This is a genomic window from Brevundimonas sp. UBA7534 (genome assembly GCF_002479325.1).
Lineage (GTDB): Bacteria > Pseudomonadota > Alphaproteobacteria > Caulobacterales > Caulobacteraceae > Brevundimonas.
This window is the reverse complement of the sequence record NZ_DLMO01000068.1, coordinates 224-4,973: the sequence shown is the minus strand read 5'-3', so window position 1 is coordinate 4,973 and position 4,750 is coordinate 224. Positions and strand designations below refer to the sequence as shown.

Sequence of the window (4,750 nt, the reverse complement as noted above, 5' to 3'; positions counted from 1 at the left end):
GCGTCTATCTGCGCACCCGCGGCCACACCCTGCGCGGGGAGAGCGTTTCCTACGATCTGGCGGCCGGCACGGCCGCGGCCCAGGGCCAGGTGGAGGCGACCGCGCCGGACGGCACCGTGGTCCACGCCAGCCGCCTGGAGCTGGACCAGAACCTGAACGCCGGCGTGGCCGTCGACTTCGCCACCCGCACGCCGGACGGCGCCAGCCTGATGGCCGCCACGGCCGTGCGCCGCAGCGAAACCGCAAACGAGCTGAACTACGCGATCTTCACCCCTTGCCCGATCTGCGACGCCAACGGCCCCAAGACGCCCAGCGTGTCGATCCAGGCCGAAAAGGTGGTCCAGGACGAGGCGCTGCGCGCGATCCTGTACCGCAACGCCGTTTTCCGCATCGGCGGTGTGCCGGTTTTCTACACGCCCTTCTTCGCCCACCCGGATCCAACGGTGGAGCGGGCCTCGGGCCTGCTGGTGCCGATCGTCAATTATGACGAGGGCCGCGGCGTCTCGGTCGAACTGCCCTATCTGATCGTGGTGTCGCCGTCCGAGGACTGGCTGATCAGCCCGCAGATCAACACCGAGGTCGCGCCGCTGCTGAACCTGCAATGGCGGCGTCGGTTCGTGAACGGCCAGGTCGTGGTGCGCGGCGGCTACACCTACGAGCGCAATTTCGGCGACTTCGACCTGAACGGCGACGGCGACTTCGAGAGCAACGTCCGCTTCGGCGACCGCGACCACCGCAGTTATCTGTTGTCGCATGGCGAGTTCGATCCGGAAGGACCGTGGCGGTTCGGCTTCACCGCCGAACGCACCTCGGACAAGACCCTTTTCGACCGCTACGATATCCGCGACCCGTATCAGGATAACGGCCTGTACTACGGCGACCGCCGCCGTCTGATCAGCCAGCTGTACGCCGAGCGCCAGAGCGAGAGATCCTATCTGTCCGTCGCGGCCTTCTCGATCCAGAGCCTGCGGCTGGACCCGCGCTTCGCCGACACCGACTTCCGCGACGCCGACGGCTTCAAGGTGTTCGAGGACGACGACACCCTGCCGCTGGTGGCGCCCCTGATCGACGCCCGCTGGGAACCGGACGGCCCTGTCCTGGGCGGCCGGCTGCGGCTGAAGGGTTCGGCGGTTTCGCTCTATCGCGACGCCTATGTGGGTTCGCCGGTGTTGAGGCCCGAACTGCTGCCGACGTCGACGGTTGGGGTCGGCGGCGTCGACACCCGCCGCGTCACGGGCCAGTTCGAATGGCGTCGGGCCTTGATCTCGCCCCTGGGCGTGCGGTGGGAGCCCTTCGTCGACGGCCGGGCCGACGTCTATTCGGTCGGCGATCTTCCGCCGGTCCTGGGCGTCGATCCGGACGACGCCACGCTGAGCCGCACACGGCTGAGCGCGGGCGTGGACGTCAGCTATCCGCTGATCCGGCGCACGGCCGAGGCGGACATCATCCTGGAGCCCGTCGCCCAGTTGTCGGTCTCGACAGCCCCGGACCTGGATCCGCGCATCCCCAACGAGGACGCCCAGATTGTCGAGTTGGACGAATCCTCGTTGTTCCGCATGGACCGCTTCTCGGGCTACGACCTGCTGGAGGGCGGCGCCCGGTTCACCGCGGGCGGCCGCGCCACCATCCGCTGGGCCGAGGGCCGCAGCGCCAGCCTGTTCGTCGGCCGCAGCCATCGCTTCGACCAGGAAGACGCCTTCCGCACACCGATCCCCGACGACCCGACACGACTTTACGACCCCACTGGCCTGGCCTCGGAGACGTCCGACTGGGTGGTGCAGGGCAGCTTCTCGCCGTCCGACCGCATCCGCAGCTGGGGCCACGCCACCATCGACGGCTCGGGCGACATCCGCCGCGCCGAGGCGGCCGTGGACGGGCGCTGGGGACGGCGCAACCTGGCCAGCATCAGCTACATCGTCGACCGTTCCGATCCGCTCTACATCGAGGACCGGCCCGATCCCGCCAACCCGGGCGGGCCGCCGCTGGGGTCGCTGAACCGCAACTACGAATTCATCCAGTTGGCCGGCCAGCAGTTCGTCTACCGCAACTGGGGCTTCACCGTCGCGGGCATTGCGGACCTGGAGCGTGATGTCATCACCCGCTCGGAAGTGGGCCTGCTGTTCGACGACGACTGTTTCCGGTTCGAACTGGGTTTTCGCCGCGACAACACGCGCGTGCGGCCCAGCGGCCCCTCCGAAGGGGTCTATGTGCGCCTAAACCTCGCCACTTTCGGAGGTTCAGGTTATGGACAGAGCGAAATGCGTTGAGCATGAGGCTTGACGGGGCGCGGTCATTGCGACGGCCCGGCGCGGCCGGGTGGACCGCTTTGAGGAATCAGGACGACCGATGGGTTTGATGCGTTATTCGACGGGGGCTGCGCTCGCGGCGGTCCTCCTCGCCGGTTCGGCTCATGGTCAGACAGTTCCTTCGTTGACGCCGGCGCAACCGCCCGCCGCCGGCGCGCTTAATCCCGCCGCGGAGGAAGCGCCCGCCCGCCAGGCCGCGGAGCCGCAGTTCGAGATGGCCGACGGCATCGTCGCCACCGTCAACGACCGCATCATCACCGGCTATGACCTGCGCCAGCGGATGCTGATGCTGATCGCCTCGTCGCAGGTCCAGCCGACGCAGGAGAACCTGCCGGCGATCCAGCAGGCGGCGCTGAACGCCCTGATCGAAGACCAGCTGAAGGCCGGCGAACTGGCCCAGTTCGCCGACCAGCTGCAAGTCAGCGACGCCGACGTGAACGAAGAGATCGCCGGCATGGCGCAGTCCGCGGGAACGACGGCCCAGGCCTATCTGGACTATCTGCGCCAGGGCGGCATCCAGCCCGACGCCTTTCGCCAGAACCTGCGCACCGATATCGGCTGGAGCCGACTGGTCGGCGGCCGCTTCGGCAGCCGCGCCCGTCCGACGCCGGCCCAGGTCGACCAGGAAATGCGCCGCCTGAACCAGGCGGCTTCGCAACCCCAGTATCTGATCGGCGAAATCTACATCGAGGCGGCGCGCGTGGGCGGCCAGCAGGCGGCCATGAACGGCGCCCAGCAACTGGTGCAGCAGATCATCCAGGGCGCCCCGTTCCAAGCCGTGGCGCGGCAGTTCTCGGCCGCCCCTTCCGCCGCCGCCCGCGTGCCGGGCGACGCCGGATGGCTGGTCAAGGGCTCGGTCCAGCCGGCGCTTCAGGCCGTGTTCGACCAGCTTCAGCCGGGCCAGCTGTCCAATCCGATCGCGGTCGATGGCGGCGTGTACATCATCTACATGCGCGACAAGCGCGACGGCGCGGCGGCCAGCCTGGTGTCGATGAAGCAGGTGATGGTGCAGCTGCCCGAGACCGCCACCGAGGCCCAGGTGGCCGAGGCGACCCGCACCCTGGAGGGCCTGCGCCAAGGTCTGACGTGCGACAATATCCTGTCGCAGGCGCGCGCGACCCAGGGCGTGCTGGGCGCGGACCTGGGCGAGTCGGACGTCGGCGACCTGGCACCCCAGTTCCAGCAGTTCGCCCGCACCGGGGAAGTCGGCACGGTTTCGACCCCGATCCGCACGCCGCTGGGGCTGCATCTGGTCGCCGTGTGCGGTCGCCGGATCGGGGGTCCCGAAGCGCCGTCGCGCCAGCAGGTCGAAGGCCGCCTGCGCTCGCAGAACCTGCAGGTGCTGGAGCGGCGCTATCTGCGCGACCTGCGCAATGACGCCCTGATCGAGTTCAAGTGACCCGGCCTCTGGTCCTGACGCTGGGCGAGCCCGCCGGCGTCGGGCCGGAGATCATCGCGGCGGCCTGGCGCGCGCGTCCGAACGACGCCCTGCCGTTCGCCGTCATTGGCGATGCGGACCTGCTGCGTCGTCAGGACATTCCGGTGGCCGAGGTGTTCGCACCGCTGGATGCGGCCGAAGCCTTCGCGCGCGCCCTGCCAGTCATCCACCGTCCCCTGCCCGCGCCGGTCGTGATCGGCCAGCCCGACCCGGCCAACGCCGCGGCCGTCGCCGACGGCGTCGAGGAGGCCGTCAGCCTGTGTCTGGCGGGCCAGGCCTCGGGCCTGGTCACATCCCCGATCGCCAAGGCCCCGATGTACGCCTCGGGCTTCCGCTTTCCGGGCCACACCGAATTCATCGCCGAGCTGACCGCGGACGCGCCCTATCCGGGCACGCGCGGACCGGTGATGATGCTGACGGCCAAGGATCTGCGCGCCTGCCTGGTGACGATCCACGTGGCGCTGGACCAGGTGGCCGAACTTGTGACCGCCGAGCGGGTGGCCCGCACCGCCCGGGTGGTCCACGAAAGTCTGAAGCGCGACTTCGCCGTCGCCCGGCCCCGCCTGGCCATGGCCGCCCTGAACCCCCATGCTGGCGAGGGCGGCGCCCTGGGCCTGCAGGAGATCGAGACCCTGATTCCCGTGGCCGAACAGCTGCGCGGCGAGGGGATCGACATCACCGACCCGAAGCCGGCCGACACCCTGTTTCATGAAGACGCGCGCGCGACCTATGACGCGGCCATCTGCATGTATCACGATCAGGCGCTGATCCCGGTCAAGACGCTGGACTTCTGGGGCGGGGTGAACGTCTCGCTGGGCCTGCCGATCATCCGCACATCGCCCGACCACGGCACCGGCTTCGACATCGCCGGTCGGGGGATCGCGCGGCCCGACAGCCTGATCGCCGCGATCCGCCTGGCCTCGGAGATGGCGGCGGCGCGCGCGGCGCGCTAACAGGGCGCGGTGACCGACCTGCCCTCCCTTCGCGAAACGCTCGACGCCCACGG

The 4,750-nt window shown here is 69.6% G+C and carries 3 protein-coding genes; all 3 read left to right on the top strand.

The window, feature by feature from the left end; all coding sequences use genetic code 11:
- Positions 1–2,267 (top strand): LPS-assembly protein LptD (locus B2U11_RS05230; protein WP_292070391.1); only part of this gene is annotated, 2,267 nt, incomplete at its 5' end.
- A gap of 163 nt (positions 2,268–2,430) precedes the next feature.
- Positions 2,431–3,705 (top strand): peptidylprolyl isomerase, encoded by a 1,275-nt coding sequence (locus B2U11_RS05225; protein ID WP_292070390.1) that lies wholly within the window; start codon positions 2,431–2,433, stop codon positions 3,703–3,705.
- Complete coding sequence (gene pdxA / locus B2U11_RS05220; RefSeq protein ID WP_292070387.1) at positions 3,702–4,697, top strand: 4-hydroxythreonine-4-phosphate dehydrogenase PdxA; 996 nt, start codon at positions 3,702–3,704, stop codon at positions 4,695–4,697. The genes B2U11_RS05225 and pdxA overlap by 4 nt, the downstream gene beginning before the upstream one ends.
- The last annotated feature ends 53 nt before the right edge of the window (positions 4,698–4,750 follow it).